General features: G+C 68.5%; 22 protein-coding genes. 14 read left to right on the top strand and 8 right to left on the bottom strand.

Translation table 11 applies throughout. The features are described 5' to 3' along the window. Positions 1–23 precede the first annotated feature (23 nt). Entirely contained in the window at positions 24–1127 is a 1104-nt protein-coding gene (locus tag ACMX2H_RS04495) for a metallophosphoesterase (RefSeq protein WP_414959160.1), read from the bottom strand. 186 nt (positions 1128–1313) lie between these two features. Between ACMX2H_RS04495 and gatC the strand changes: the two genes are divergently transcribed. The 5 genes from gatC to ACMX2H_RS04470 all read left to right on the top strand — a co-directional run bounded on the left by gatC (position 1314) and on the right by ACMX2H_RS04470 (position 6326). After that, a complete protein-coding gene (gene gatC, locus ACMX2H_RS04490) occupies positions 1314–1610 on the top strand; it encodes an Asp-tRNA(Asn)/Glu-tRNA(Gln) amidotransferase subunit GatC (protein WP_414959158.1) in 297 nt (98 codons plus the stop codon). A gap of 9 nt (positions 1611–1619) precedes the next feature. Beyond that, positions 1620–3122 (top strand): Asp-tRNA(Asn)/Glu-tRNA(Gln) amidotransferase subunit GatA, encoded by a 1503-nt coding sequence (gene gatA / locus ACMX2H_RS04485; protein ID WP_414959157.1) that lies wholly within the window; start codon positions 1620–1622, stop codon positions 3120–3122. Beyond that, complete coding sequence (gene gatB / locus ACMX2H_RS04480) at positions 3123–4634, top strand: Asp-tRNA(Asn)/Glu-tRNA(Gln) amidotransferase subunit GatB (RefSeq protein ID WP_414959156.1); 1512 nt, start codon at positions 3123–3125, stop codon at positions 4632–4634. It abuts the gene before it with no gap. Between the two features lie 358 nt (positions 4635–4992). Further along, complete coding sequence (locus ACMX2H_RS04475; RefSeq protein ID WP_414959155.1) at positions 4993–5880, top strand: aminoglycoside phosphotransferase family protein; 888 nt, start codon at positions 4993–4995, stop codon at positions 5878–5880. Between the two features lie 68 nt (positions 5881–5948). Next, positions 5949–6326 carry a VOC family protein gene (locus ACMX2H_RS04470; protein ID WP_414959154.1) on the top strand — a complete coding sequence of 126 codons (378 nt, stop codon included), beginning with the start codon at positions 5949–5951 and terminating at the stop codon, positions 6324–6326. A 98-nt stretch (positions 6327–6424) separates the two neighbouring features. Here the strand turns inward: ACMX2H_RS04470 and ACMX2H_RS04465 are convergent, their stop codons facing one another. Further along, complete coding sequence (locus ACMX2H_RS04465) at positions 6425–6868, bottom strand: DUF779 domain-containing protein (RefSeq protein WP_414959153.1); 444 nt, start codon at positions 6866–6868, stop codon at positions 6425–6427. 14 nt (positions 6869–6882) lie between these two features. Beyond that, complete coding sequence (exaC, locus tag ACMX2H_RS04460) at positions 6883–8406, bottom strand: acetaldehyde dehydrogenase ExaC (RefSeq protein ID WP_414959152.1); 1524 nt, start codon at positions 8404–8406, stop codon at positions 6883–6885. Between the two features lie 238 nt (positions 8407–8644). Here exaC and ACMX2H_RS04455 point away from each other — a divergent pair, with 238 nt between their 5' ends. Further along, positions 8645–9199 (top strand): dihydrofolate reductase family protein, encoded by a 555-nt coding sequence (locus ACMX2H_RS04455; RefSeq protein WP_414959151.1) that lies wholly within the window; start codon positions 8645–8647, stop codon positions 9197–9199. Positions 9200–9241: 42 nt separating this feature from the next. Here the strand turns inward: ACMX2H_RS04455 and ACMX2H_RS04450 are convergent, their stop codons facing one another. Further along, complete coding sequence (locus tag ACMX2H_RS04450; protein WP_414959150.1) at positions 9242–10534, bottom strand: helix-turn-helix domain-containing protein; 1293 nt, start codon at positions 10532–10534, stop codon at positions 9242–9244. A gap of 93 nt (positions 10535–10627) precedes the next feature. After that, complete coding sequence (locus ACMX2H_RS04445) at positions 10628–11833, bottom strand: cytochrome P450 (RefSeq protein WP_414959149.1); 1206 nt, start codon at positions 11831–11833, stop codon at positions 10628–10630. A 189-nt stretch (positions 11834–12022) separates the two neighbouring features. Here ACMX2H_RS04445 and tdh point away from each other — a divergent pair, with 189 nt between their 5' ends. Genes tdh through ACMX2H_RS04430 form a run of 3 tightly spaced genes read left to right on the top strand, consistent with a single transcriptional unit; the run spans position 12023 to position 15383 of the window. After that, entirely contained in the window at positions 12023–13069 is a 1047-nt protein-coding gene (tdh, locus tag ACMX2H_RS04440) for an L-threonine 3-dehydrogenase (protein WP_414959148.1), read from the top strand. An 8-nt stretch (positions 13070–13077) separates the two neighbouring features. Beyond that, positions 13078–14295: a glycine C-acetyltransferase gene (locus ACMX2H_RS04435; RefSeq protein WP_414959147.1), complete on the top strand. Its 1218-nt coding sequence runs from the start codon at positions 13078–13080 to the stop codon at positions 14293–14295. Next, the gene (locus tag ACMX2H_RS04430; RefSeq protein WP_414959146.1) at positions 14292–15383 is read left to right on the top strand and encodes an NAD(P)/FAD-dependent oxidoreductase; all 1092 of its coding nucleotides are present in this window, start codon (positions 14292–14294) and stop codon (positions 15381–15383) included. The genes ACMX2H_RS04435 and ACMX2H_RS04430 overlap by 4 nt, the downstream gene beginning before the upstream one ends. Before the next feature lie 21 nt (positions 15384–15404). Here ACMX2H_RS04430 and ACMX2H_RS04425 read toward each other — a convergent pair whose 3' ends face one another. The 3 genes from ACMX2H_RS04425 to ACMX2H_RS04415 form a co-directional block, all read right to left on the bottom strand. After that, on the bottom strand, positions 15405–16442 hold the full coding sequence (locus tag ACMX2H_RS04425; RefSeq protein ID WP_414959145.1) for a sialate O-acetylesterase: 1038 nt from the start codon (positions 16440–16442) through the stop codon (positions 15405–15407). Between the two features lie 107 nt (positions 16443–16549). Further along, positions 16550–18130 carry a histidine ammonia-lyase gene (gene hutH, locus ACMX2H_RS04420; protein WP_414959144.1) on the bottom strand — a complete coding sequence of 527 codons (1581 nt, stop codon included), beginning with the start codon at positions 18128–18130 and terminating at the stop codon, positions 16550–16552. Positions 18131–18172: 42 nt separating this feature from the next. Further along, positions 18173–19201 carry an ABC transporter substrate-binding protein gene (locus tag ACMX2H_RS04415; protein WP_414959143.1) on the bottom strand — a complete coding sequence of 343 codons (1029 nt, stop codon included), beginning with the start codon at positions 19199–19201 and terminating at the stop codon, positions 18173–18175. A 181-nt stretch (positions 19202–19382) separates the two neighbouring features. Here ACMX2H_RS04415 and ACMX2H_RS04410 point away from each other — a divergent pair, with 181 nt between their 5' ends. The 5 genes from ACMX2H_RS04410 to hutI all read left to right on the top strand — a co-directional run bounded on the left by ACMX2H_RS04410 (position 19383) and on the right by hutI (position 25832). Next, entirely contained in the window at positions 19383–20051 is a 669-nt protein-coding gene (locus tag ACMX2H_RS04410; RefSeq protein WP_414959142.1) for an IclR family transcriptional regulator, read from the top strand. 77 nt (positions 20052–20128) lie between these two features. Continuing rightward, complete coding sequence (gene hutU / locus ACMX2H_RS04405; protein WP_414959141.1) at positions 20129–21826, top strand: urocanate hydratase; 1698 nt, start codon at positions 20129–20131, stop codon at positions 21824–21826. Between the two features lie 174 nt (positions 21827–22000). After that, positions 22001–23200 carry an allantoate amidohydrolase gene (locus tag ACMX2H_RS04400; RefSeq protein ID WP_414959140.1) on the top strand — a complete coding sequence of 400 codons (1200 nt, stop codon included), beginning with the start codon at positions 22001–22003 and terminating at the stop codon, positions 23198–23200. Further along, positions 23197–24606 carry a formimidoylglutamate deiminase gene (locus tag ACMX2H_RS04395; protein ID WP_414959139.1) on the top strand — a complete coding sequence of 470 codons (1410 nt, stop codon included), beginning with the start codon at positions 23197–23199 and terminating at the stop codon, positions 24604–24606. The genes ACMX2H_RS04400 and ACMX2H_RS04395 overlap by 4 nt, the downstream gene beginning before the upstream one ends. Beyond that, on the top strand, positions 24603–25832 hold the full coding sequence (gene hutI, locus ACMX2H_RS04390; protein ID WP_414959138.1) for an imidazolonepropionase: 1230 nt from the start codon (positions 24603–24605) through the stop codon (positions 25830–25832). The genes ACMX2H_RS04395 and hutI overlap by 4 nt, the downstream gene beginning before the upstream one ends. The last annotated feature ends 23 nt before the right edge of the window (positions 25833–25855 follow it).

The raw sequence follows: 25855 nt of genomic DNA, 5'->3' as shown, positions 1-25855 counted from the left end.
CGCGTCGGTGGGACGGAGCGGGCTCAGGGCCTGCGCATCGTGAAGGAGTCGGCGAAATCGCCGCCGTCGGCACGGACGAACTGGGCGAGGAGTAAGTCGTCGGTTGCCCGGATCTGCAGAAACCCATGCGTCGGGTCCGCATTCCTTCCCGAATAGGCGGCAAAGTACGGCACTTCGGCATCCTTGGTGTTGACGTCGCGCAGCGGCCGCCCGCCGGTGCCGACGGTCGCAAAGACCGTGCCGGCCGCGGACTCGAAGTCGCCGTCGGTGTCCGCGATGCAAGCGCTGCTGCTCTTCGCCGGCACCAGCGAGGGACAGCCGGGGCCCAGCGCCAGTTGATGGGTGCGCTGGTAGAGGTGCTCGTGCCCGTTAAGGACCAGGTCCACCTTTTTGTCCAGCAGCAGATTCGTCACGGCGGAACCCGGATCGCACTCGTAGCGGCCCATCGTCAGGCACGGCAGGTGCGAGGCCACCACGACCCACGGGATGTCCGCATCACGGGCGGAGTCGATGGCCGACGCCGTCCAGTTGTAGTGCTCGTTTCCGGGCCGGTAGTCCCACCGGCCGGAATCCGCGAACCGCAAGCCCGGCGAAATCATGATCAACCGCAGCACCGGATGCTGCTGCGGGATGTCCACGAACCATTGGCGCCCGTAATCGCCGTGGACGCCGGGCAAACGCGGAGGCAGGCAGTCCGCGAATGCATCGATGGAACCGTTCCGGCCGTCGCTTTCGTGGTTGCCGGAGAGCAACTGCAACGGAAGGTCCGGCCCCAAGTGGTCCGTGACGAAACTGCACCACGCCGATTCCGTGCCTCGGCTTCCATAGGACAGGTCTCCGAGCGCAAGGCCGAACTGTGATGTGCTGCCGGCCATCGCGTCCAGGACTTTCGCGGCGGCCTGGCCGTCGCCGAAATCTCCGGCTGCCGCGAAGTCCACCGACCTGGTGCCGTCTGTCCCGGCGGGTGGGGCGGCGTTGCCGGCCGGATTCGAGGCGGGCGGCGGCTGGCTTGCCGTGCCCGGAACGCTGGTCTGCGGTGCCGGAGCGGGGGAACTGGGCGGAAGCGTGCCGCAGCATGAGAGCAGCAGGGCGCCGAGGGCTGCTGCTGCCAATCGAGCCGCACGCATTCAGGCCTCCTCGCCGCGGACGGGGCGCCAGTCTAGGCACTGGGCAGATGGCAGTCAACGTGATCACGCCGCCGCCTTGCGGCCGGGGAGGCAGCCGCCGTCGGATGCCCTGCCCGCTTGGCGACTCCGGACCTTTCCGCGCCGGTAGACTGAACTGGAAAAGCAATCCATCCGCGTAGGAGACTCATGTCTGAGATCAATCGTGCGGCGGTGGCGCATCTGGCGCGCCTGGCCCACATTGAGATGACCGCCGAAGAACTGGACAAAATGGCCGGGGAACTCGACGTTATTGTCGATTCGATCAAGTCCGTCCAGGAAGTTGCCCGGCCCGACGTGCCGGCGACGTCACACCCGATCCCGCTGACCAACGTGTTCCGCGAGGACTTGGTGGGGGAGACCTTGAGCCAGGAACTGGCACTGGCGAACGCACCGGACGCGGCCGATGGCCGGTTCAAGGTTCCGGCGATCCTGGACGAGGAGTAGGACGCACCCATGACTGAACTGATTACGCACAGCGCCGCGAAACTGGCGGAACTGCTGGCCGCCTCCGAGGTCTCGTCGACCGAGGTTACCCAGGCGCACCTGGACCGAATTGCCGCGGTCGACGGCGACGTCAACGCCTTCCTGCACGTGAACACCGATGAGGCGCTCGCCGTCGCGGCGGACGTGGACAAGGCCCGCGCCGCCGGCGAAGAGCTGCCTGCGCTGGCCGGCGTCCCGATTGCGATCAAGGACCTGATTGTCACCGTCGGCCAGCCCACCACCGCCGGCTCGAAGATGCTCGAGGGCTGGATGAGCCCCTACGACGCCACCGTGATCAAGAAGATCCGTGCGGCGCAGATGCCGATGCTGGGTAAGACCAACTTGGACGAATTCGCCATGGGTTCCTCCACCGAGCACTCGGCCTTTGGCCCCACCCGCAACCCGTGGGACCTGGAGCGGATCCCCGGCGGTTCCGGCGGCGGTTCAGCGGCGGCGGTCTCGGCCTTCGAGGCACCGCTGGCGCTGGGCACGGACACCGGCGGATCGATCCGGCAGCCGGCCGCGGTGACCGGTTCGGTGGGCGTGAAGCCGACCTACGGCGGAGTCTCCCGCTACGGCGCCATCGCGATGGCGTCGTCACTGGACCAGATCGGGCCGGTCACCCGGACCGTGCTGGATGCCGCGCTGCTGCACGAGGTCATCGGCGGGCACGACCCGGCCGACTCCACCTCGCTGACCGATCCGGTCGGTGCGCTGGTTGAGGCCGCCCGGAGCGGCGATGTGCGCGGCATGCGCATCGGCGTGATCAAGGAACTGCAGGGCGAAGGCTACTCCGCCGGCGTACAGGCACGCTTCGACGAGGCACTCGAGTTGCTGCGCGGCGCCGGCGCCAACGTGGTGGAGGTGTCCTGCCCGAACTTCAAGTACGCGCTGGGCGCCTACTATCTGGTCATGCCTTCGGAGGCCTCCTCCAACCTGGCCAAGTATGACGGCGTCCGCTATGGGCACCGGGTGCTGCCCGAGGACGGCGCGATGACCATCGAACGCGTCATGGGGGCCACCCGGGCGGCCGGCTTCGGCGACGAGGTCAAACGCCGCATTATCCTGGGCACCTACGCCCTGTCCGCGGGCTACTACGACGCCTACTACGGCTCGGCGCAGAAGGTCCGCACCCTCGTGCAGCGCGATTTCGCCGCGGCTTTTGAAACCGCCGACGTGCTGATCTCTCCGACCGCGCCGACCACGGCCTTCAAGCTGGGCGAAAAGCTGGACGATCCGATGGCCATGTACCTCAACGACGTGGCCACCATTCCTGCGAACCTGGCCGGTGTCCCGGGCATTTCGGTGCCGGGCGGTCTGGCCGACGGACTGCCGGTGGGCATCCAGTTCCTGGCTCCGGCCCGTGAAGATGCCCGCCTGTACCGCGCAGGCGCCGGCCTCGAAAACCTGTTGGAAGCCACGTGGGGCGGCCCGCTGCTGGCCCAGGCTCCCGCTCTCGGAGGTGTGAAGTAAATGGCTGAAACTCAAGAACTGGTCGCCTTCGACGAAGCGATGGCCAAGTACGATCCGGTCCTCGGCTTCGAGGTTCATGTTGAGCTGAACACCAAGACGAAGATGTTCTCGGCGGCGCCGAACGCGTTCGGCGATGTGCCGAACACGAACGTGTCGCCGGTGGACCTTGGCCTGCCCGGTACGCTGCCGGTGGTCAACAAGTCGGCGGTGGAGTACTCGATCATGATCGGTCTGGCGCTGAACTGCAAGATCGCCGAATCCTGCTTCTTCGCCCGGAAGAACTACTTCTATCCGGATACCCCGAAGAACTTCCAGACTTCCCAGTACGAGGATCCGATCTGCTACGACGGCTACTTGGACATCGAGCTGGAAGACGGCGAAGTGTTCCGCGTGGAGATCGAACGCGCACATATGGAAGAGGACGCCGGCAAGCTCACCCACCTGGGCGGCGCCACCGGGCGCATCCAAGGTGCCGAGTACTCGCTGGTGGACTACAACCGCGCCGGCGTGCCGCTGGTGGAGATCGTCACCAAGCCGATCGTCGGAGCCGGCTCCCGTGCCCCCGGGCTGGCCCGTGCCTACGTGGCAGCCATCCGCGAGATTGTCAAAAACCTGGGCGTCTCGGATGCCCGGATGGAACGCGGCAACGTCCGCTGCGACGCCAACGTGTCCCTGATGCCGAAGGGCGCCACGCAGTTTGGCATCCGCTCGGAGACCAAGAACGTGAACTCGCTGCGGGCGGTCGAGCGCGCGGTCCGCTTCGAGATCGAGCGTCACGCGGCGGTGCTGGAATCCGGCCAGAAGGTTGTCCAGGAAACCCGCCACTGGCACGAGGACACCCGGTCCACGACCTCCGGCCGGCCGAAGTCGGACGCCGACGACTACCGCTATTTCCCGGAACCGGACCTGGTGCCCGTCGTCACCACCGAAGCGTGGATCGAGGAACTGCGGTCCCGGTTGCCGGAGCCGCCGGCCGAACGGCGCAAGCGGCTGAAGGCCGACTGGGGCTACTCGGATGCCGAATTCCGCGACGTGGTCAACGCCGGCGTGATGGAATCGATCGAGGAGACCATCGCAGCCGGTGCCTCTGCGGCAGTGGCCCGGAAGTGGTGGATGGGCGAGATTTCCCGCCGGGCCAAGGAAGCCGAGGTCGAACCGTCGGAGCTGGGCGTGAGCCCGCAGACCGTGGTCGAGCTGGACCGCCTGGTGCAGGCCGGCAAGATCAACGACAAACTGGCCCGCCAGGTGCTCGACGGCGTGCTCGCCGGTGAAGGCAGCCCGGAAGAGGTCGTGGACAAGCGCGGACTGGCCGTGGTGTCCGACGATTCGGCGCTGCTGGATGCGATCGACGCCGCGCTGGCCGCACAGCCGGACGTGGCGGAGAAGATCCGCGGCGGCAAGGTCCAGGCCGCCGGAGCCATTGTGGGCGGGGTCATGAAGGCCACCCGCGGACAGGCCGACGCCGGCCGCGTCCGTGAACTCATTTTCGAACGCCTCGGCGTTCAGGCCTAGTTAGGGGAGAACTCATGCACAGGATTGCTCTGGGATCGGCTCGCACCGATATCGGCCCGGTTCCTCAGCGCGTCGTCCGCACCGGTCGGGGCACGTCCACCGGCAGCGACATCGGACCGACGCCGCTGACCTAGCGGTTCCTCAGGCCACGGCCTGTTGTTGACAACGCCCCTGCCGTCACCGGCGGGGGCGTTGTCGGTGTTGACGGCGCCGTCGAGTGTGGTGTGCAGCAGCGTGTCCGGCTGGCCCCGGGCGCCCGCGGATGATCTGATGGAAGTCCCGCTTCAGAACTTTCGGCCGGTAATCGCCCGGGCCGCTGGCGGGTTTTGCCTATCGATTGAAGGAAGTACTGAAACAGATGGCCTTGATGCCCGCTGCGGAAATCGACGTCACCAATGACTTGGTGCAGCGGTTGCTATCCGACCAGTTTCCGGACCTGGCCCGGCTGCCCTTGGTGCGAGTGGCCAACGGCTGGGACAACGTCACGTTCAAACTCGGCGCCGAGTTGGCCATCAGGCTGCCGCGTCGCGAGGCGGCCGCGGAACTGGTGGTGAACGAACAGCAGTGGCTGCCGTCGCTGGCCCCGGACCTGCCGGTGGCCGTGCCTGCCCCGGTGCGCTGCGGCAGGCCGTCGTCGTACTATCCCTGGTCCTGGTCGGTGGTGCCGTGGCTCGAAGGCAGGCCGGCCTTGCGCCTGCGCGCGGAGGAGCGGCGCTCGCTGGCCCCCGGGCTGGCTGCGTTCGTGGCTGCGCTGCACGTTCCCGCGCCGTCTGGCGCGCCGATGAACCCGGTCCGCGGGGTCCCGCTGACCTCGCGCAATGCCGCCATCCTGCAGCGCCTGGATTCGGGCCTGGTCCCGCAGCCAGAGCGCGTCGCGGCGCTATGGCGGCAGCTGGCGGGGTTGCCGGCCTGGGACGGACCCGCGCTGTGGCTGCATGGCGACCTCCACCCGGGCAACCTGATCGTGGACGGCACCCGGCTGGCCGCGGTGATCGACTTCGGCGACATCACCGCGGGCGATCCGGCCACTGATCTGGCCGCCGCCTGGCTGGTGTTCGACGGCGTGGGACGCCGGGACTTCATCGCCGCGGTCGAATCGCGCACCGACGTGGCACCGGAGACCTGGCAGCGCGGACGCGGCTGGGCGCTGGCAATGGCGACGGCGCTGCTGGCCACCTCCGACGACAACCGGCTGTTGCGCGGCGTCGGGGAGCGCGCGCTGGCCGAGGTCCTGTCCGACAGCTAGGCGGTCAAACCGAACCCGCAGTAGCATGACGGGACTGCGGAACAGGTTGCTGGGTTGGAGGAGTAGCGATGCCCGGAGGCGAAGGATTGCGGCTGCACGCCACCGTTTTGGGCGCACCCGATCCGTTGGCACTGGCCGACTTCTACGGCCGGCTTCTGGGCTGGGAGATACGGACCAAGGAGCCGGATTGGGTCACGCTGGCCAATCCAACCGGCGGTCCCGGGTTGTCCTTCCAACTGGAAGATGGCTACCGCAGGCCGGTCTGGCCGGAGCGGCCCGGTGAGCAACAGATGCTGGTGCACCTGGACCTTCTGGTCGATGACCTGGCCGCGGCCTGCGCCCATGCGGAAGCCGTCGGCGCCGAACTGGCGGCATTCCAACCTCAGGACGACGTCCGCGTGTACTTCGACCCGGCCGGCCACCCCTTCTGTCTTTTCGAGCACTAGAATCGCGCGGCCGCCCACGCCGGTGGCAGGCGGCCGCCCGCGCTGCTGGCAGGCGGCCGCCCGCGCTGCTGGCAGGCGGCCGAGCGACGGCGCCCGGATCAGCTGTCGAAGAGCCGGGAGCGGATCAGGAAACGCTTGCCCTCGGGGGCCTCCACGGAGAACCCGCTGCCGCGCCCGTCCACCACGTCCACCGTCAGATGCGTGTGCTTCCAGTACGCGAACTGCTCCCGAGACATCCAGAAGTCAAGGCTTCCGCGGTCCGGAAGGTCGAACGTTCCCAGCAGCACATCCGCATCTGCCGTGAGAAATTCGCCGGCCGGATAGCACATCGGCGACGATCCGTCGCAGCAGCCCCCGGATTGGTGGAACATCAGTTGCCCGTGGGTATCCCAAAGTTTTTGCAGCAACCCGACGGCCGGACCGGTCAGCGCCACCCGGGAAAAGTCTTCCCCGGGCAGCGCTGCCGTGGCCTCGAGCGCCGCCTCGTGTTGTGCAGCGGGAGGGCTGGATGCATCCTGCCGCTGCGGTGAAGCCGACGCCATGAGCGGACCTGTCTCTAGAAGAAGCCGAGCTTGTTCTCGTTGTAGCTGACCAGTAGGTTCTTGGTCTGCTGGTAGTGGTCGAGCATCATCGCGTGGTTTTCGCGGCCGATGCCGGAGGACTTATAGCCACCGAACGCCGCTCCTGCCGGGTAGGCGTGGTAGTTGTTCACCCACACCCGGCCGGCCTGGATTTCGCGGCCGGCGCGGTAGGCCACGTTTCCGTTGCGGCTCCAGACGCCGGCGCCCAGCCCGTAGAGGGTGTCGTTCGCGATCTCCAGGGCCTCCTCGTAGCCGCCGAACCGGGTCACCGAGACGACCGGCCCGAAGATCTCCTCCTGGAAGATGCGCATGCTGTTGTTGCCCTCGAAGATGGTCGGCTTCACGTAGTAGCCCTCGGCCAGGTCCCCGTCCAGGATGTTGCGCCCGCCGCCGGTCAGGACCTTTGCCCCCTCCTGCTTGCCGATGTCCATGTATGACAGGATCTTCTCCAATTGGTCGTTGGAGGCCTGCGCGCCGATCTGGGTGTCCGTGTCCAGCGGATTGCCCTGGATGATCGCCTCGGTCCGCGCCAGCGCATCGGCCATGAATGAGTCGTAGATGGAATCCTGCACCAGCGCCCTGGACGGGCAGGTGCAGACCTCGCCCTGGTTGAACGCGAACAGGGTGAAGCCCTCCAGCGCCTTGTCGTAGAACGCGTCGTTCTCCGACGCCACGTCGGAGAAGAAGATGTTCGGGCTCTTGCCGCCCAGTTCCAGCGTGACCGGGATCAGGTTCTGTGAGGCGTACTGGCTGATCAGCCGGCCGGTGGTGGTCTCGCCGGTGAAGGCGATCTTGCGGATCCGCGGGCTGGAGGCCAGCGGCTTGCCCGCCTCCACGCCGAAGCCGTTGACCACGTTGACCACGCCGGCCGGCAGGATGTCCGCGATCAGTTCCATCAGCACCAGAATGGATGCCGGGGTCTGCTCCGCAGGCTTAAGCACGACGGCGTTGCCCGCCGCGAGTGCGGGCGCCAGCTTCCAGGTGGCCATCAGGATGGGGAAGTTCCACGGAATGATCTGGCCGACCACACCCAGCGGCTCGTGGTAGTGATAGGCGGTGGTGTCGTCGTCGAGCTGGGAGAGCCGGCCCTCCTGCGCACGGATGGCGGAGGCGAAGTAGCGGAAGTGGTCGGCGGCCAGCGGGATGTCCGCCGCCAGCGTCTCTCGCACGGCCTTGCCGTTATCCCAGGTTTCCGCCACGGCCAGCAGTTCGAGGTTCTCCTCGATCCGGTCGGCGATCCGGTTCAACACCGCCGCCCGGTCCGCTACCGACGTCTTGCCCCAGGACGGTGCCGCCTTGTGTGCGGCGTCGAGGGCCAGATCAATGTCCTCGGCGGTGCCGCGTGCCACCTCGCAGAACGGCTTGCCGGTCACGGGGGAGATGTTCTCGAAGTACTGGTTCTTCACCGGGGCGACCCATTCTCCGCCGATCCAGTTCTCGTAGCGCTGCTTGAAGCTGACCGGTGATCCCTCGGTTCCGGGCTGGGCGTAAACAGTCATGTCGACTCCTTCGGCTTCGGTTCCGGACCACGCCGGTCCGGCAGACTGCACTGTCTGTGCTGACGAGCCTAGGGAAGTGAAGGTTGCATCGAGGTTGCACCCCGGCATCCTGCACCGCCGGCGCTATGGCCGGGCCGGACAGGACGGCAGAACGTGGATTCATCGGGGCCGCGACGGTAGCGTGGGGCCACCTCGAGCCCTTCCGGATGGGCGCGTCGCCACGGACACCGGTCAACGAATGGAGAAGGTCATGGGGAATGTCATGGTTCATGCGACGGTAACGCTCGACGGCTTTATGGCGGACACCGCAGGCGGCGTCGACTGGATGTTCGATGTTGAGGCTGCGGACGAGGACCGGGCGGTGGTGAACAACATCTGGGAGGAGATAGGCGCCGTGGTGGGCGGCGCGAACAAGACGCAGACCATCGAAGAAGGGGAGATGCCCTACGGCGGTCTGCTGAAGGTGCCGGTCTACCTGATGACGCACAGCGCCCACGAACCGGTTGAAAAAGACGGCACGACGTATACCTTTGTGGTCGACGACATCAGAGAGGCGGTTGCCGCCGCCAAGCAGGCTGCCGGCGATAAAACCGTCAGCCTGTTGGGCGGCAGCATCTCGCGGCAGTGCCTCGCCCTGGGGCTGGTGGATGAAATCCAGCTGCACATGCTGCCCCTGCTGCTCGGTGACGGGATCCCGCTCTTCGGCGGGCTGGGTGAACGCATCGCCTTAGAGCGGATGGAGACGGCCGCCTACGCCAGCGAGACCCACCTACGGTTCCGCGTGGTTCGCTAACCGTTCCCCGGAGGGACGGGCCGGCAGGGGCGTCGGGCGTGGTCAGCCGCCTCCGGCCTCCAACTGCTCCAAGCGGGCGACGACGCCGGCCCGCTTGGGTGAGCGCGGCGGCAGGAGGCGGAGCGCCGCCAGCCAGGCATCGCCGTCGTTCTTGGCCTCAGGCAGTTGCAGGTAGCGCATCACCGTCTCCGTGGAGGCATTGCTGAGCACCGACTCGCGCAGCGTGGCGCTGACACGGTGGCGGAAATCGACAACGCCCGGCGCCTCCGACCCCGGAACGAGCTGGCCTTGGTACAGATCGAGGGCCTGGCGGTAGGAGCCGCGGGCCAGGCACTGCAGGACCCGCTGCGCGTCGACGGCCAGCGGCTGGGGCAGGCGGTACGGCCGCGATTCGGGCACTGCGGCCGCGCTGATGCCGGCCAGCAGTTTGCGCAGCCGGACCATCTCGGCCCGCAGGGTGGCGCCGCGGGCGTGCGGGTTGAGCTGGTCGGCCAGTTGCTCGGCCGTCAGACCGGCGGGGTGCAGGGCCAACAGGGTGAGGATCTCGGTGTGCCGCTGGGACAGTTCGATCCGCCGACCGGCCAGCTCCAGCAGGCCATGGTCGCGGCCCGTGATGGTGAGGCTGGCTGGCTTTTGAGTGGCCGCGCGGCTGCTGGTCCCGGCCTGCAGGCGGATGATCCGCAGCTCGGCTTCGGCCGCAGCCACCGCCGCCCGGACCAACGAGAGCGTGTGTGGGGCGGCGGCTTCCTCCCGGCCGGTCAGATCCACCACGCCGAGGACAGCGCCGGAATCAGGATCGTGGATGGGGACGGCGGTGCAGCTCCACGAATGGACCGCCCGGCTGAAGTGTTCGGCGCCGGCGATCTGCACCCCTTGGCCCAGGGCGAGGGCAGTGCCGGGGGCGCTGGTGCCCACCGCCGCCTCGGACCAGTCGGTGCCCGGCATGAACATCATGCCCTCCGCGCGTTCCCTGAGCCGGGTGTCGCCGTCCACCCAGAGCAGCCGGCCGTGTTGGTCCCCAACAGCCACCAGCATTCCCGCCTCGTGGCTGGGTTCCACCAGCAGCCGGCTGAAGACCGGCATGATGGCGGCCAGCGGATGGTCCCGGCGGAAGGCGTCCAGTTCGTCGTCGGCCAGCACCAGCCGCGCCAGCGCACGGTCCGGATCGCCAGCGTGCCGCAACGACCGCTGCCACGAGTCGCGGACCACCGGGCGCAGGGCACCGAGGCGCAAGCTTCCGGAACGGCCGGTCAGCCCGTCCGGATCAAGCCCTTCGTGGGCCTTGTAGGCTCGGTCCTGCACGGGCCGGGACGTTGGCTGGGCAGAGTGCGGCACTGGAGATCCCCCTTGTACCGGATCACTGCCACGGATCTGTGGCAGGAGTCACAGTCTAGCCTGCGGTAGTCGGGAGGTTCCACCGGGCCGGGCTCAGGCCGGCAGCAGCCGCAAGGGCAGCGAACTGTAGCCCTTCAGCGTGTTGTGCAGGTACGGCGCCGGTTCGCCGGCAGGCTCGATCCGCTCCACGTTGTGGGCCAGCCAGGTCAGGACAACATGCATCTCCAGCCGGGTGATGGGCTGGCCGACGCAGCGGTGGATGCCGTTGCCGAACGCGATCATGCTGGCGGCATCGCGTTCAATCCGAAAGACGTCCGCATCCGGACCGAACTGGGCCTCGTCCCGGTTGGCCGAGCCCAGGAACAAGGCCAGCTTGCTGCCGGCCGGCAGGCTGACGCCGGCGATCTGTGTGTCGGCGGACGTGGTCCGGTAGAACGACTGGAACGGGGACTCGAAGCGCAGCACCTCATTGATGGCCAGCGATACCATCCGCGGGTTGTCCCGCAGGATGCTCCATTGTTCCGGATGTTCGGCAAACAGCTTGAGGGCGTTGCCGATGCCGATCACGGTGGTATCCAGGCCCGCGGACAGCAGGGCCCTGACCACCAGCGGGGCCATCTCCGCCGGCAGGTCGCCGCTGTCCACGTACTGCCACAGTTGTTCGCCCATGCCTCCGGGGCTGAGGTTTTCCCGCCGCGTCCGGTCCATCACCCATTCCGGTGTTCCGGCACCTTGTTCGAAGTAGTAGCGGTGGCGTTCGTTTTCCGGGCCGAAGTGGCTGAAGTTCATCGCCCCATGGGTCAGCAGGTTCTCCTCACGGCCCTCCTGCGGAATGCCGACGGCGTCGCCAAACGCCCGGAGCGGGAACACCTCGGCCAGGTCCTTGACGCCGTCGATCGAACCACGCTCCAGCAGCTCCGGGAGCAGTTGTGCCGCGAAGGCTTCGAATCCGGCCCGCAGCGCCCGCGTCCCCTTGGGCGAGATCACCCCGGCCATGGCGTCCCGCATCACGGTGTGCCGCGGCGGGTCGGACTCAAGGATGCCCTGCGGCCGCCAGTTTGGTTCCTTCAACAGGTCCTTGGGACCCACACCGGCGCCGGAGATGAAGGTCCCATGGTCGGCGAGGATGTCGCGGCACTCCGCGTAGCGCGCGAAGGCCGGCACCTGGTACTTCTCCAGCCAGACCGCCGGGCCGGCTGCCCGCATCCGGCCGAACAAGGTGTACGGGTCGGCCAGCACATCGTCGGAGTATGGATCGTCGGCGATCGCCGGAAGGATCTGATGGGTCCTGGTTGCCATGGGCAGCTCTCGCTCACGTCGAAAGGGATAGAGGAAGTACTTGCCAGCAAAGCTACCGCGCCGCACGCCGAACGCGCAGTGTGACGCGCTCCACTTCGTCGGGGCACTTACGTAGAGTTGGCCTAGTGACCCGGACCACCGTCCGGGCGGCCGCGTGATCCCGGCCGGACCAAGAGATAAGGACAACGCATGAAGGCGCTCTTCAAGCCCGGCCCACAGGCCGGCTTTGAGCTGGTGGACCGACCGGAGCCAGAACCCGGCTTCGGCGAGGTCAAGATCAAGGTACTGACCACCGGCATCTGCGGCACTGACCTGCACATCCAGGCGTGGGACGACTGGGCGGAGGGCTCGGTCACCAGTCCGCTGATCCCCGGCCACGAGTTCTACGGCGAAGTGGTGGCCGCGGGCCCCGGCGTGCGGGACGTCCAGATCGGGAACCGGGTCTCGGGCGAAGGGCACATCGTCTGCGGCACCTGCCGCAACTGCCGGGCCGGCCGTCGGCAGATGTGCATTCGCACGATCAGCGTGGGAGTGCAGCGGGACGGCGCCTTCGCCGAATATGTGGTGATACCGGAAACCAACGTCTGGGTGCACACTGATCCAAAGGTCACGCCGGAACTGGGCGCCATCTTCGATCCGTTCGGCAACGCCGTCCACACTGCCCTGAGCTTCCCGCTGGTCGGCGAAGACGTCCTGATCACCGGTGCCGGGCCCATCGGACTGATGGCGATTGCGGTGGTCCGGCACGCCGGCGCGCGCAAGGTCGCTGTCACGGATGTGTCAGCCTCGAGACTGGAACTGGCCAAAAAGATGGGCGCCGACATGGTGGTCGATGTGAGCCAGACCAGGGTGGCGGAAGCACAGCGGCAGCTGGATCTGGCCGAAGGCTTCGACATTGGACTGGAGATGTCCGGCCGCGGCTCGGCGCTGCAGGCGATGATCGACAACATGACCCACGGCGGACGAATCGCGCTGCTGGGGCTGCCGGCCGAAGACATCAGCATCGACTGGGCCAAGGTGGTCACGCACATGCTCACGCTGAAGGGCATCTACGGCCGCGAGATGTTCGAAACCTGGTACGCGATGAGCGCCATGCTCTCATCCAGCCCCGCACTGCACCAGGCGATATCCTCGGTGATCACGGACGTGCTCCCGGCCGCCGAGTGGCAGCGCGGGTTCGACATCGCCCGGCACGGCGAAGGCGGCAAAGTGGTCCTCGACTGGACCCGGATCTAGGGGGAAGCATGTACGGAACGTTGAAGGAGCAACTGGCAGCCGAGCTGGAGGAGATCCGCGACGCCGGACTGTTCAAGGCAGAGCGCCGCATCACCACACCGCAGTCCAGCCACATTAGCGCCGGCCCGCTGGACGGCGCCGCCCGCGAAGTGCTGAACTTTTGTGCCAACAACTATCTGGGGTTGGCGGACCATCCGGAGATCATCGCCGCCGCGAAAGCGGCCATGGACGAGCGCGGGTTCGGCATGGCCAGCGTCCGGTTCATCTGCGGCACGCAGGATCTGCACCTGCAGCTGGAACAGGAGGTGTCCCGCTTTCTGGGAACCGAGGACACCATCCTGTTCTCGTCCTGCTTCGACGCCAACGGCGGAGTCTTCGAATCCCTCTTTGGCCCCGAAGACGCCATCATCTCCGACGCCCTGAACCACGCCTCGATCATCGACGGCATCCGGCTGTCCAAGGCGGCGCGCTTCCGCTACGCGAACCGGGACATGTCCGAACTTGAAGCCAGGCTGCGGGAAGCTGCTGAATTGAACGACGGCGCGGGCGCCCGACGGACGGTCGTCGTCACCGACGGGGTCTTCTCCATGGACGGCTACCTGGCCCCGCTGGAGCAGATCTGCGAACTGGCCGGGACCTACGGAGCGCTGGTGATGGTGGACGACTCGCACGCCGTCGGCTTCATGGGCGCCAGCGGCGCCGGGACGCCGGAACATGCCGGCGTAGCGGACAAGGTGGACATCTACACCGGCACGTTCGGCAAAGCCCTGGGCGGCGCCTCCGGCGGCTATGTGTCCGGACGCCGCGAAATCGTGGCGATGCTCCGGCAAAAGGCCCGGCCCTACCTGTTCTCCAACTCGGTGGCCCCCGCCATCGTCGCCGCCACGCTGAAGGCGCTGGAGCTGGTGGGCGGTTCGGCCGAACTACGGTCCCGGCTGCAGGACAACACCGCGCTGTTCAGGCGGCGGATGGCGGAGGAGGGCTTCGACCTGCTGGAAGGCGTTCATCCGATTGTGCCGGTGATGTTCCACGATGCCGTGCTCGCCGGCAGGACCGCCGAGGCGATGCTGGACCACGGCGTGTACGTCACCGCCTTCAGCTACCCGGTGGTCCCCAAAGATGCCGCGCGGATCCGCGTGCAGCTCTCGGCCGCCCACACGGCGGAGGACATTGAAGCCTGCGTCGCCGCGTTCGTCGCCGCCCGGCAGGCGGTCCAGCCCGTATGACCACGATCAGCTGCGACGTCCTGATCATCGGCGGCGGCATCGCCGGGCTGTCACTGGCGGCCGAACTGGCCGGCCGGGTGCGCGTGGTGCTGGCGGAGGCCGAACCCACCCTGGGCTACCACACGTCCGGCCGGTCCGCACGGCAGCTGGTTCCCAGCTACGGCCCGCCGGCCGTCCAGCAGCTGACCGTCCGCACGCTGGATCTGCTGCACCGCCGGCAAAGCGAGGCCGGGCTGCAGATCCTCAGCCACCGGTCGTTCCTGCTGATCGGATCGAAAGCGGCCGTGAAGGAGCATGCCAGCGGCCAGATGGAGTTCATCGGCCCGGACGATGCGCTGGAGCTAAGCCCGGAACTGCGGCCCGGTGCGTTCGAAGCAGCCGGACTGGACCGAACATCGTTCGGCTGCCGCACCGATGTGCTGCTGGAACACCACCAGGACACCGCGCGCGCCGCGGGGGCACGGTTCCTGACCGGATCGCGTGTCGAATCGGCACGCCGGCACGGCAGCAGCTGGCGGGTGGTCGCGGGAGGGGAGACGATCGAAGCCGGAACAGTGGTGAACGCAGCCGGCGCGTGGGCAGAGCAGGTTGCTGCCTTGTTCGGAGCGCGGCCCCAGGGGCTGGTGCCGTATCGGCGGACCGCGGCGGTGGTGGACGTGGCGCGGCCGCTGTCGCCGCGGCAGCCCATGGTCGCTGCGGCGGATGACAGCTTCTACTATCGGCCGGAGAACGGCCAGGTGCTGGTCTCGCCGTCGGAAACCGAGCCGAGCGAGCCCGAGGACGCCCGTCCGCGGGACACCGACGTACGGCGGGCCATCGCCCACATCAGCAGGAGCACCACCCTGACCATCACCGGTGTGGCCCAGGCCTGGACCGGGCTGCGGACGGAGCCTGCCGACGGGCACCCGGTGGTGGGCTTCGATCCCGAGGTCGCAGGCTTCTTCTGGCTGGCCGGGCAGGGCGGTTACGGATTCCAGACGTCGGCCGGAATCGCCGAGCTCGCCGCGGGACTGATCCTCGGCGAGCACGACGGCGCCGGCGACGTTCCCGCCGCCCTCAGCCCCCACCGGCGTAGCTTCACGCGCTAAAGGCCCCAACAGGGGGAGCTGTTACGCGGGCTGTCCGGCGGCCACGGCTTCGTAGGCGCCGTAGAAGCGCAGTCCCAGTTCCCGGGCGCCGGCCGCGTTGTAGTGGATGTGGCCTTCGTCCTGGCCGGCGCCGGCGGGTCCTTCGACGAACGCAGTCCGCGGCCGGAGCGAGGGGATGGCGCGGTGCGCGGCATCGATGCCGCGGCGCCCCGGATCGCCAGGGAGCCACTCCGGCACCATGCCGCCGATCAGGAACGGCGCCGGGCCCAGAGCCTCGCGGACCAGATCGATGATCTGCAGCAGCTTGGCCTGGTACCACTCCTGGCTGGAGCCCAACACGGCATCCGCCTCGCCCTGGTGCCAGAGGACCGCGGCCAGGCGATTGTGCGGATTCAAGGCCAGGGCGCGGCGGCCGGCATCCACCGCGCGATGGAACAAATTGGTCCGGGCAGCGGTGTTGTCCGGGTCCCAGGAGTAGTCGGCGTTGCCGGTAATCGACGTGCCGCCCAGGGCCGCGGGCACCAGCAGTACCTTGCGGCCGGCCGGCTGGGCAAGCCACAGCTGCCGGGCGAATTCAAACCCGGGACCGACGGCGGGCCGGCCCTCCACCCGGACGCTGGCGACGTGGCAGAGCGGTTCGCTGGCGGTAATCACCTGGCCGGTGCGGGGACCGGAAGCTGCCAGCTGGTCGATGCCGTCCAGCTCCACATCGATGGCGGGGTCAAACGGCAGCCCGCAGCCCTGCATGTTGGACTGGCCCAGCAGCAGGACCACGTCGTAGCCGGCCTGCCGAGGGTCCACCCGCCCGTTCGGGGCGGTTCTCACCGCCGTCGTCGCCGTCGGTGCCAGGAGCTGGACCAGCGCGCGGTGGGTGGCCGACGTCGGATCGGCGACCAGCCGCGCCAGCTGCTCGTCGCCGGGGATGGCATCAGGCCGCACCGAAGCTGCGGCCCCGGCCGTGCCGAGCACCCCGGCACCGATTCCGGCCGCGAGCACAGGCACGGTTCGCTGCAGCAGCTTGCGGCGGCTGGGCCGGGCGTCGGGTGTGTCGGCGCCCATGCGGCAGGTCCTTCTCCGGCGCCGGCCCCCAATGATCCCGACGTTGGTTCCGGCCCGGCGATCCGGAACCAACGGTGTTTCCCGGCACCAGTGTAGTGCCGTTCGGGTCAGATCAGCGCGCTCCCGGCGGCCTGCTCGGCGGCGTCCAGCAGCACGCCGCTGTCCACCAGCATGCGGACAGCCTCGATCTCCGGGGAGAGATAGCGGTCGGTGCCCGGCCCGGCCACCACCGTGCGGATTTCACGGCGCACGGCGGTGACCGCCGGTGCGGACTTGGACGACTCCACACCGCCGTCGCGCATGTCCAGGGCCCGGGCGCTGGTGAGCAGTTCGACGGCCAGCACCCGGGTCAGTCCGTCCAGGGCGCGGCGCAGCTTCAGCCCGGCAGACCAGCCCATCGAGACGTGGTCTTCCTGCATGGCCGATGACGGGATCGAATCCACCGACGCCGGATTGGCCAGCCGCTTGAGCTCGCTGACAATCCCGGCCTGGGTGTACTGGGCGATCATGTGTCCGGAGTCCACACCAGGGTCGTCGGCCAGGAAGGCATTCAGCCCGTGGCTGCGGGCAGTGTCAAGGAACCGGTCGGTGCGGCGTTCGCTCATCGAGGCCAGGTCGGCCACGGCAATGGCCAGGAAATCCAGTGCGTAGCCCACCGGGGCGCCATGGAAGTTGCCGTTGGACTCCACCCGGCCGTCGACGGTGACCACTGGATTATCCACGGCGGAGGACAGCTCGTACCCGGCCACCGACTCCACGTGGGCCAAGGTGGCGCGCGCTGCGCCGTGCACCTGCGGGGCGCAGCGCAGCGAGTACGCGTCCTGGACCCTGGTGAACCGGTGCTGGCCGTGCTTTTGCTCCTCGATCAGGGTGGACCCGGCCAAGATGGTGCGCATGTTGGCGGCGGCGGCAATCTGGCCGGGGTGTGGCCGGAGCGCGTGCAGGTCCTCGGCCAGCACCGCATCCGTTCCCAGCAGGCCTTCAATGCTCATGGCGGCGGCGAGGTCGGCGGTCTTCAGCAGCCGGTGCAGGTCCGCCGAGGCCATGATCAGCATGCCCAACATGCCGTCGGTGCCGTTGATCAGGGCCAGCCCTTCCTTCTCGCGCAGTTCCACCGGTTCCAGCCCGGCGGCAGCCAGCGCGTCGGCCGCAGCGACCAGTTCGCCGTGCTTGTCGCGGACCTGGCCTTCGCCCATCAGGGCGAGCGCGCAATGGGCCAGCGGCGCCAGGTCGCCGGAGCAGCCCAGCGACCCGTATTCACCGACGATGGGGGTGATGCCGGCATTGAGGATCCCGGCGTAGGCCTGGGCCACCAGGGGCCGGACGCCGGTGCGGCCGGTGGCCATGGTGGACAGCCGGTTGAGCATCAGCCCGCGGATCACCTCCCGGTCGACTTCGGCGCCCGAGGATGCCGCATGGCTGCGGATCAGGCTGCGCTGCAGTTGAGTGCGCAGGTCCACCGGAATCTGTTTGGTGGCCAGGGCGCCGAAGCCCGTGCTCACCCCGTAGTGCGGCACGTCGTCGTCCACCAACGCCTCGATCACCTTTCGCGAGGTGGCCATCGCCGCGAGCGACTCCTCGCTGAGTTCCACGGTGGCCCCGTGGCGGGCGACGGCGACGACGTCGGCCGGGGAGAGCGGTCCGACGGAGACGGAGACTGAAACGGTCTGGAGCTGGGACTGGGACATGGTGCCTTTCAAGCAGTAACGGGATGGCCGGGGTGCCGGGGGTTAGTCGGCGATCAGCGCTTCGTAGTCGGGGTTGTTCTTCAGCACGCCGTACTTGACCGCTGCCGACCCGAGCTTCTCCAGGCCCTCCCGGTTGATCTCCGGGTACCAGCGGGACATCACCACGGTCTCGGCGAGCTCGGGCGTGATCTTCGCGTAGTCCTGGATGACGGTGCGCACCTCGTCGTCATTCTCCGCAGCGAACTGGAAGGACTTCTCCAGCGCCCTTTGGAACCGCTCGACGAGTTCGGGGTTTTCCTGCATGGTCTGCTCGGACGTGAAGTAGAAGGCCGAATCGAAGTCCTGGGTGAGGTCGGTCATTGGGCTGGACACGATTTCGCCGCCGGCTTCGAGGATCTGGGTGCGGAACGGTTCGGTGGTCCAGGCCGCGTCGACGTCGCCGCGCTCCAGCGCGGCCGGCATGTTCGGGTAGGGCATTTCCACGAAGTCGACGTCGTCCGGGTTCCCGCCGGCTTTCTCAACGGCGTTCCGGATGGTGACATCGGCAAAGTTGTTCAGTGCGTTGACGGCGACCGTCTTGCCCACCAGGTCGGCTGCGTTCTCGATTCCAGCGTCCGGCAGCGCGGCGACCTCGGTCACGTCCTTGCCGGGGACGTTGGTGGAGCTGGAGCCGTTGGAGACGACGGTGATCGGCAGCCCCTTGTCCCGGGCGATCAGCAGCGAGACGACGTTCGAGTAGCCGAACTGGTATTCGCCGGTCATGACCGCCGGCACAATCGCGGCGCCGCCCTGGGCCAGCTGGACGGAGAGCTGGATGCCTTCGTCCTCGAAGTAGCCCTCCTGGATGCCCAGATACACCGGCGCCACGTCCGTGATCGGGATCAGTCCCAGGTTCACCTGGTCCAGGGCGGCGTCCGCCGACTGGTCCGCGGGTTGCGACCCGCCGCCGGGCGAGGAGGGGCTGCCGGAGCCGCAGCCGGTCAGCAGGAGCGCGCCGGCCAGCACGGCAGCCGAAGCGGTGGCCAGAAGGGGGCGGCGGGCGCTGGGGGCCGCGGACAACAGGTGGGGCATCAAGGTCTCCTTTTTCTGCCGATGCATGGCATGCCCGTTTCGATCAGTAAAACAAGCGGGCTGTTACCTGAAACTACCCAGCGGAAGTGTGGGGGGTCAATACTTTTGGCGATAATTCTTGCCGCTGAATGAAATTGGTGTTTTACTGGCTGCAACAAATCCATCACAGCGGAGGAGCAGCATGGTGCCAAAAGCGGGCGCGGATCCCACCACCAGGGCGGCCGATCGCGCGCTGGCGCTGCTCCGCATCGTCTGCGAGAACGACGGCGTCAAGCTCGCCGACGCGGCGAAGGCAGTCGACTTGTCCGCCTCAACGGCGTTGCGCCTGCTCCGCACCCTCGAAGCCAACGGATTCGCGGCCAAGCGTGGGAACGCCTTGTATCGGCCGGGCTTCCGGATGGTGCAGCTGGGCGTGCAGGCGCTGAGCCACGAGTCGCTGGTCGACGCCAGCCGCGATGTCTTGCGCGCGCTGGTGGACCGGACCGGCGAATCCGCCTACCTGAGCGTGACCGCCGGGAGCGAGCACGGACTGTACGTGGCCATTGAAGAAGGCACCCACACCGTGCGGCACGTGAACTGGGTGGGGCGGACCTTCCCGATCGCGGGCAGCGCGGCCGGAGCTGCGCTGAGCGGCCAGGTGGACCGCGGCACGTTCACCGTCATGGCGGACAGCGTGGAGGCCGACGTGACCGCCGTCGCGGCTCCTGTCTTCGCGGGAGACAAAGTCGTCGCTGCCCTGAGCATCGTCGCCCCGAGTTACCGCACCACACCGGAGGCAGCAGAAAAATTCGGACTGCTGTTGGCCGAACAAGCCGGCGCACTCTTCACCGAGCCGGAAACTACGTCCTAGCCAGTTACCCCCCCCCCAGATCCATCCAGACCAAATTCTTCCCAGCCAAATTCGTCCCAGCCAGAAAGGGCACAACAATGACGTTCACCCAGCATGATCCCTCCCGGAGCATCCGGGCTTCCCGCGGCACCACGCTGACCGCCAAGAGCTGGCAGACTGAGGCGCCGCTTCGGATGCTGATGAACAACCTGGACCCCGAAGTGGCCGAGCGGCCCGAAGACCTGGTGGTCTACGGCGGCACCGGCCGCGCCGCCCGGTCCTGGGAAGCCTACGACGCGATCGTCAAGACGCTCGAGGACCTGGAAGAGGATGAGACGCTGCTGGTGCAGTCGGGCAAGCCGGTCGGCGTGCTCCGGACCAACCCGTGGGCACCGCGCGTGCTGCTGGCCAACTCGAACCTGGTGGGGGACTGGGCCAACTGGCCGGAGTTCCGTCGGCTGGAAGCCGAGGGCCTGATGATGTACGGCCAGATGACCGCCGGTTCCTGGATCTACATTGGCACCCAAGGCATCCTGCAGGGCACCTTCGAGACGTTCGCTGCCGTCGGGGCCAAGCTGCACGAGGCGGGCAAGACCGGATCACCCACGCTGGCCGGGACCCTGACGCTGACCGGCGGCTGCGGCGGCATGGGCGGGGCTCAGCCGCTGGCGGTCACGCTCAACGACGGTGCCTGCCTGATCGTCGACGTGGACGAGGCCAGGCTGCGCCGCCGCGTGGGCAAGCGCTACCTGGACGAGGTGGAGACGGATCTGGACACCGCCATCGCCAAGGTCCTCAAGGCGAAGGAAGAAGGCCGCGGCTGGTCCGTGGGCTATGTGGGCAATGCCGCCGAAGTGTTCCCGGAGATCCTGCGCAGGCACCGGGCCGGCGAGCTCACCGTGGACGTGGTCACCGACCAGACCTCGGCCCACGATCCGCTGTCCTACCTGCCCGAAGGAATCTCGGTGGCGGACTGGCAGAGCGAGGCGGAGGCCGATCCGGAGGGGTTCACCAAGAAGGCGCAGGCCTCGATGGCCCGGCACGTGCAGGCGATGGTGGAGTTCCAGGATGCCGGCGCCGAGGTCTTCGACTACGGAAACTCGATCCGCGACGAGGCACGCAAGGGCGGCTACGACCGGGCCTTCGAGTTCCCCGGCTTCGTTCCGGCCTACATCCGTCCGCTGTTCTGCGAGGGGCTCGGACCGTTCCGCTGGGTGGCGCTGTCGGGCGATCCGAAGGACATCGAGGTCACGGACGCTGCGCTGAAGGAACTCTTCCCGGAGAACGAACACCTGCACCGCTGGCTCGACGCCGCCGCCGAACGGGTGGAGTTCGAAGGGCTGCCGGCCCGCATCTGCTGGTTGGGCTACGGCGAGCGGCACCAGGCCGGCCTGCTGTTCAACCGCCTGGTGGCAGAAGGCAAGGTCTCGGCACCGATCGTGATCGGCCGCGACCACCTCGACTCCGGCTCCGTCGCCTCGCCCTACCGCGAAACCGAGGCCATGGCCGACGGCTCCGACGCCATCGCCGACTGGCCGCTGCTCAACGCGCTGACCGCCGCGAGCTCCGGAGCCACCTGGGTCTCCATCCACCACGGCGGCGGTGTTGGCATCGGTCGTTCCATCCACGCCGGCCAGGTCTCGGTGGCCGACGGCACCGAACTGGCGGCGCAGAAGCTGGAGCGGTTGCTGACCAACGACCCGGGCATGGGTGTGATCCGGCATGTGGATGCGGGCTACGATCGGGCGGTTGAGGTGGCGGCCGAGCGCGGTGTCCGGATCCCGATGAACGACTAAGCGGCCTCCGCCGGAACCGCACGCCGCTTAGACACCTCGCTCGTTCCTCGCTCGGCGATGCGCGGCTTAGCGGTTCCGGCCTCCGGCCGTCCCTGTGACTGCCGCGGCATGCCTGCATGCGTTCACGAAACCCTGGCCTCCGGCCCTCCCAGTAGCTAAGAAGGAAGTTGGTTTATGCAGACCGTCACGTCACTCTTGGAGTCCATTGCTGATGTTGGGCGGGATGGGCAGCGCGGGGGGTATTCGCGGCCGGTGTTTTCGACCGCGGAGCTGGATTTGCGCGGCTGGTTCATCGAGCAGGCCGGGCGCCGCGGGCTGGAGGTGGAGACGGACCGCAACGGCATCATCTGGGCGTGGTGGGGCGAGCCGCAGCGCGGCGCACTGGTCACCGGAAGCCACCTGGATTCGGTGCCCGGCGGCGGTGCCTTCGACGGTCCGCTGGGCGTAGCCTCCGCGCTCGCCGCCGTCGACGTGCTCAAGGAGCGCGGCGTGCAGCCGAACAGGTCGCTGGCCGTCACGGTCTTTCCGGAAGAGGAAGGTTCGCGGTTCGGCGTGGCATGCCTGGGGTCGCGGCTGCTGGCCGGGGCCATCGATCCAGACAAGGCCCGCAACCTGCGCGATGAGCACGGCACCACCTTTGCCGATGCCGCCCGGGCCAATGGTCTGGATCCGGCGCACCTCGGGCGCGATGACGAGGCGCTGGCACGAATCGGCGACTTCATCGAGCTGCACGTGGAACAGGGGCGCGGCCTGGGCGAGGACGGCCCGGCCATCGCCGTCGGCAGTTCCATCCTGGGCCACGGGCGGTGGCGGATCAGCGTCGCCGGGCAGGGCAACCACGCCGGCACCACGCTGATGGCCGACCGCGCGGACCCGATGGTGGCCGCCGCGCAGATCATTCTGGCCGTGCAGCAGACGGCTGCCAAGCAGTCTGGCGCACGGGCGACCGTCGGGCGGATCCAGCCCGTTCCCGGCGGCACGAATGTGATCGCCTCGCGGGTGGATTTGTGGCTGGATGCCCGGCACCCTGACGACGCGGTCACCGCGGAGCTGGTCGAGACCATCCACGGCAAGGCCCAGAAGATTGCCGCCTTCGAGGGCTGTTCGGTGTCCCTCACCGAGGAGTCCTACAGCGGCACCGTGCACTTCGATTCCGCCCTGCAGCGCCAGCTGGAAAATGCCCTGCCCGGTGCTCCGGTGCTGGCCACCGGTGCCGGCCACGACGCCGGCGTGCTGGCCGCCCGGGTGCCTTCGGGCATGATCTTCGTGAAGAACCCCTCCGGCATCTCGCACTCACCGGAGGAATATGTGGAGCCTTGGGACGCCGACGCCGGCGCCGCCGCGCTCGCCGATGTCCTGGAGGCGCTGCTGTGAGCCGTATTTGGTGCGAGCGCGCCTGGCTGGGGCCGGAGGGCGTGGCGGACAACATCCTGCTGGACACCGACGACGGCGGTGCCATCACCCACGTGGGCACGGCACCGAGGCCGGATCCTGCCGCCGGCGTCCTCACGCTGGACGGTGTGGTCTTTCCCGCCGCCGCCAACGCACATTCGCATGCCTTCCACCGTGCGCTGCGCGGCCGCACGCATACCGGGAGGGGCGACTTCTGGACCTGGCGTGAGCAGATGTACCGGGCGGCCGGCGCATTGACCCCCGCGAAGTACGAGCGGCTGGCCACCGCCGTGTTTGCCGAGATGGTGACCGCCGGTTTCAGCAGCGTGGCCGAATTCCATTACGTCCACCACCGCCCGGACGGCGCGGCGTACGGCAGTGCCGCTGCCGGAGCCGGTCCCGACGGGGCCGGAAGCGGCAATCAGGACGACGGCGATGACGAAGCCGCCGAGCATGCGATGGAACTGGCGCTCTGCCGGGCCGCGGCAGCCGCCGGAATCCGCCTGACCCTGCTGGACACCTGTTACCTGGCCGGCGGGATCGGCAAGCCGCTGGCCCCGGAGCAGCAGCGGTTCGGCGACGGCGACGTACACGCCTGGCTGGACCGGTTGGATTCGCTCCGGAAGGCGGTTGCAGCGCGGTTCGACCCGGCCCAGATCACCGTGGGCGCAGCGTTGCACTCAGTGCGCGGCGTGCCCGAGTCCGCGCTGCCGGTCATTGCCGAGCGGCTGTCGCCGAAGCTGCCGCTGCACATCCATTTGTCCGAGCAGCCGGCCGAGAACGAGGCCTGCCAGGCCGAGTACGGCGTCACGCCCGCCGGACTGCTGGCGCGGCACGGCCTGCTGTCGCCACGGCTGAGCGCCGTCCATGCCACCCACCTGACCGATGAGGATATTGTGCTGCTGGGTGGTGCGGGCGCCACCGTGGTGATGTGCCCGACGACTGAAGCCGACCTGGCCGACGGTATCGGCCCGGCCCGCGCTCTGGCGGACGCCGGCGCCATGATCGCCCTCGGCACGGACCAGCACGCCGTGGTGGACCCGTGGCTGGAAATGCGGGCACTGGAGCACGGCGAACGCCTGGCCAGCGGGCAACGCGGCCGGTTCACCCCGGACGAACTCCTGCAGGCCGCATCGGCCGGCGCCAGAGCTGCCATGGCCACCCCGACAGCGGGCATCGCCCTCGGAATGGCTTGCGATCTGGTTGCGGTCAAACCGGACTCGATGCGCACCGTGGGCTCGGGCCCCGGCCAACTGCCGCTGACCGCAACGTCAGCCGATGTTACGGCCGTCGTCGTCGGCGGGGAACTGCTGGCGGCCAACGGCATCCACTCGCGGCTGGGCCAGCCGGCCGACCTGCTGGCCGCGGCACTGAAGGAGATCGCATGAGCACCGTCATCACCAACATCGGCGAACTGCACACGCAGGACCCGGCTCGCGGCGCCGAGGCAGTGCTGCACGATGCCGCCGTGGTCATCGAGGGGGAGCGGATTGCCTGGCTCGGCCCCTCGGCGCAGGCACCGGATGCCGACGAACAGTTCGATGCCGGCGGACGGGCCGTGTTGCCGGGCTGGGTGGACTCGCACACCCATTTGGTCTTTGCCGGCGACCGCACCGCCGAATTCGAAGCCCGGATGGCCGGACAGTCCTATCAGGCCGGCGGGATCGCCGTCACCACCGGCGCTACCCGCGAAGCCAGCGACTACGATCTGACCCGGCTGCTGCTGGCCCGCGTCGCGGAGGCATCGGCCGGCGGCACTACCTACCTGGAGACGAAGACCGGCTACGGGCTGGACGTGGAGCAGGAGGCCCGGAGCGCCCGGATCGCCTCCACCGTGGTCGACGAGGTGACCTACCTCGGCGCGCACCTGGTCCCGAACGGCATCGACGCCGACGAGTACACCGACCTGGTCTGCGGCGACATGCTGGCTGCGGTCCGGCCCTACGTGCAATGGGCGGACGTGTTTTGCGAACGCGGCGCCTTCACCGAGGAGCAGTCGCGCCGGGTGCTCGCTGCCTGCCGCGATGCCGGCTTGGGGCTGCGCGTGCACGGCAACCAGCTGGGCGAGGGGCCCGGCGTGCGGCTGGCGGTGGAGTTCGGAGCCGCCAGCGTGGACCACGTGAACTACCTTTCCGACGACGACGTCGCGGCGCTCGCCGGAACCTGGGCGGGCTGGGACCGCGCCAGCGGCACGGGGGAGCGCGGCACCGTGGCCACCTGCCTGCCGGCCTGCGATCTGTCCACCCGGCAGCCGCTGGCACCGGGCCGGCAACTGCTGGACGCCGGCGCGGAAATTGCCCTCGCCTCCAACTGCAACCCCGGCACCTCCTTCACCAGTTCGATGAACTTCTGCGTGACGACGGCGGTGCTGCAGATGGGATTGAGCGTCCAGGAAGCAGTCCGCGCGGCGACCTACGGAGGCGCCCTGGCATTGGGCCGCCACGTAGGCCGGGACGAGGACGGACAGCGGGCGGTGGGCTCCATCGCCGTCGGGCACCGCGCCGATCTGCACTTGCTGAACGCCCCCTCGGCCACGCATCTTGCCTACCGCCCCGGCATGCCACTGACGGCGACGGTGTGGCGGGCCGGCGTGCGCTCGGCCGGGAAGGGCTGAGCCAGGCTTCAACCCAGGGCGGG

This window comes from Arthrobacter sulfonylureivorans (assembly GCF_047607445.1).
Classification (GTDB): domain Bacteria; phylum Actinomycetota; class Actinomycetes; order Actinomycetales; family Micrococcaceae; genus Crystallibacter; species Crystallibacter sulfonylureivorans_A.
Note: the sequence above shows the minus strand (reverse complement) of the source record. Positions and strands in the feature narration are given on the sequence as shown.

Coding starts and splice junctions, on each gene's coding strand:
- hutH (WP_414959144.1), bottom strand. CDS start 18,130: ATGTCCCAGTCCCAGCTCCAGACCGTTTCAGTCTCCGTCTCCGTCGGA.
- exaC (WP_414959152.1), bottom strand. CDS start 8,406: ATGACTGTTTACGCCCAGCCCGGAACCGAGGGATCACCGGTCAGCTTC.
- ACMX2H_RS04475 (WP_414959155.1), top strand. CDS start 4,993: ATGGCCTTGATGCCCGCTGCGGAAATCGACGTCACCAATGACTTGGTG.
- tdh (WP_414959148.1), top strand. CDS start 12,023: ATGAAGGCGCTCTTCAAGCCCGGCCCACAGGCCGGCTTTGAGCTGGTG.
- ACMX2H_RS04495 (WP_414959160.1), bottom strand. CDS start 1,127: ATGCGTGCGGCTCGATTGGCAGCAGCAGCCCTCGGCGCCCTGCTGCTC.
- ACMX2H_RS04430 (WP_414959146.1), top strand. CDS start 14,292: ATGACCACGATCAGCTGCGACGTCCTGATCATCGGCGGCGGCATCGCC.
- ACMX2H_RS04435 (WP_414959147.1), top strand. CDS start 13,078: ATGTACGGAACGTTGAAGGAGCAACTGGCAGCCGAGCTGGAGGAGATC.
- ACMX2H_RS04465 (WP_414959153.1), bottom strand. CDS start 6,868: ATGGCGTCGGCTTCACCGCAGCGGCAGGATGCATCCAGCCCTCCCGCT.
- ACMX2H_RS04425 (WP_414959145.1), bottom strand. CDS start 16,442: ATGGGCGCCGACACACCCGACGCCCGGCCCAGCCGCCGCAAGCTGCTG.
- gatA (WP_414959157.1), top strand. CDS start 1,620: ATGACTGAACTGATTACGCACAGCGCCGCGAAACTGGCGGAACTGCTG.
- ACMX2H_RS04470 (WP_414959154.1), top strand. CDS start 5,949: ATGCCCGGAGGCGAAGGATTGCGGCTGCACGCCACCGTTTTGGGCGCA.
- hutU (WP_414959141.1), top strand. CDS start 20,129: ATGACGTTCACCCAGCATGATCCCTCCCGGAGCATCCGGGCTTCCCGC.
- ACMX2H_RS04415 (WP_414959143.1), bottom strand. CDS start 19,201: ATGCCCCACCTGTTGTCCGCGGCCCCCAGCGCCCGCCGCCCCCTTCTG.
- ACMX2H_RS04400 (WP_414959140.1), top strand. CDS start 22,001: ATGCAGACCGTCACGTCACTCTTGGAGTCCATTGCTGATGTTGGGCGG.
- ACMX2H_RS04455 (WP_414959151.1), top strand. CDS start 8,645: ATGGAGAAGGTCATGGGGAATGTCATGGTTCATGCGACGGTAACGCTC.
- ACMX2H_RS04410 (WP_414959142.1), top strand. CDS start 19,383: ATGGTGCCAAAAGCGGGCGCGGATCCCACCACCAGGGCGGCCGATCGC.
- hutI (WP_414959138.1), top strand. CDS start 24,603: ATGAGCACCGTCATCACCAACATCGGCGAACTGCACACGCAGGACCCG.
- ACMX2H_RS04445 (WP_414959149.1), bottom strand. CDS start 11,833: ATGGCAACCAGGACCCATCAGATCCTTCCGGCGATCGCCGACGATCCA.
- gatB (WP_414959156.1), top strand. CDS start 3,123: ATGGCTGAAACTCAAGAACTGGTCGCCTTCGACGAAGCGATGGCCAAG.
- gatC (WP_414959158.1), top strand. CDS start 1,314: ATGTCTGAGATCAATCGTGCGGCGGTGGCGCATCTGGCGCGCCTGGCC.